The sequence below is a fragment of the Clostridium arbusti SL206 genome, from assembly GCF_000246895.1.
Taxonomy (GTDB): Bacteria; Bacillota; Clostridia; order Clostridiales; family Clostridiaceae; genus Clostridium_I; species Clostridium_I arbusti.
On the sequence record NZ_BAEV01000183.1, the window covers coordinates 1 to 1,716 of the forward strand.

The following is a 1,716-nucleotide window of genomic DNA, read 5'->3' on the forward strand; positions in this document are numbered from 1 at the left end:
ACACGTAGTATCGAAGAAACAAAGAATAAAATTAGAATACATAATATTATAGCATCATTAGAAAAATTTATGAAATATTCAATACCTACAATTATAGCATTTATATTGACGATTAAAATATTATTTAAATAATTCAGGTAGTACAAGCATCCGCATGATGTATTGAAAAGTAGTCTACGTAAAATAAATTAACATCATAGTGTCTTAGTATAGGTTTTGTTTGAAATGTTGCCTATAGTTGCTTATAATACAAAAAATGAAAGTAACACAATGTATTGATATATTACATTTAATGTAATATAATATATTCAAGAAATAAATTTAGGAGTGATATTTATGAAGACGGTTCAACCAATTAGAGATAAAGAAAAATTAGAGCAAATGAAAATTGAACTTATGAAGTCAGGGTATAGAGATTATATATTGTTTATTATTGGAATTAATACTGGATTAAGAATTAGTGATATTTTAAGATTTAAAGTATGTGATATAAAAGATAAAACTCATATTATTATCACAGAGAAAAAAACAGGTAAAGTAAAAAGATTTTTAATAAATCCATATTTAAAACAGGATCTTGATAAGTACATACAGAATATGAAAGATGAGGAATATTTATTTCAAAGTAGAAAAGGAAGTAATACTCCAATAACTAGGATTCAAGCATATCGAATATTAAATAAAGTAGCAGCTGTAATCGGTATAGAGGAGATAGGAACCCATACATTAAGAAAAACATTCGGATACTTTCATTATCAAAAATATAAAGATGTAGCTATTCTCCAGGATATATTTAATCATGCAGCTCCAAGTGTAACACTTAGGTATATAGGAATTAATGACGATAATAAGGATAAGACTATCCAGGATTTCTACTTATAAACAGATTAATCAATATACATGGTTAAAATAAATTTTGAAAGATGGGATGAAAGATGCAGTGTAAATTTGATATTTTAAATGAAAATTCAATAAATGATTTTTTTGCGCATACCATTAAAAGTATACCTGATATTGATAATAAGCTTTTTCATGCAGAACATGGTTTAAGACATCCGTTAGCGACTTATAATGTTTTAATGAGTGAAGTTTATAATTCTTTTTCAGAATTTCTTTTAGAACTTAAAAATATTAATGAAAAACTTAATTATCTTGAATTAACAGCAAAACCGTATATTCAAGAACATATCAAGTTAAAGAAAAGCAACGATAATATAGATGAAAATGTTAAAAAACGTATAAGTGAATTAGAAGATATATTAAAAAAAAATTCAGAAAGAAAAACAGAAATAATAAAAAAATTACTGGATGGATATAAAAAAATATTAGATTCTATAATGGCATTTATTGATGGTACATATCTTATATTAAAAGCTTTTTATCCAGTAAATACTGTTAATGTTAATAAAGATATTAAATTTGCACATGAATGGTTAAGATATGCTGATAAGAATGTAAACTATAATTATTATAATAAAGTAAAAGAATATAGAGATAATATTGCAATTAAAGTAAATAAGACAAAACATAATGCTCAAAAATTAGATTTTGTTAGATTTAAAACCCAATTAGGAATGATTTGTGGATACTTTATTGAGGGTGTAGATCCTAAAAGTGGAGCTATATCATCAGATCAAGAAGTACATAGAATGTATAATGGTGAATATACAGCTATATCATTTTAATTATGACTTAAAATATAATATTATTGGAATA

2 protein-coding genes are annotated in these 1,716 nt (G+C 24.1%); both read left to right on the plus strand.

Going from position 1 to position 1,716, the window contains the following annotated elements; all coding sequences use genetic code 11:
* Positions 1-336 precede the first annotated feature (336 nt).
* Entirely contained in the window at positions 337-882 is a 546-nt protein-coding gene (locus RH99_RS17945; RefSeq protein ID WP_010241684.1) for a site-specific integrase, read from the plus strand.
* A 53-nt stretch (positions 883-935) separates the two neighbouring features.
* Positions 936-1,685, plus strand: coding sequence for a hypothetical protein (locus RH99_RS17950; protein ID WP_010241685.1), 750 nt, complete (start codon positions 936-938; stop codon positions 1,683-1,685).
* Positions 1,686-1,716: the final 31 nt, after the last annotated feature.

Excerpts from the sequence above, each read along its gene's own strand:
- RH99_RS17945 (WP_010241684.1), top strand. The coding sequence starts at position 337 with ATGAAGACGGTTCAACCAATTAGAGATAAAGAAAAATTAGAGCAAATG.
- RH99_RS17950 (WP_010241685.1), top strand. The coding sequence starts at position 936 with ATGCAGTGTAAATTTGATATTTTAAATGAAAATTCAATAAATGATTTT.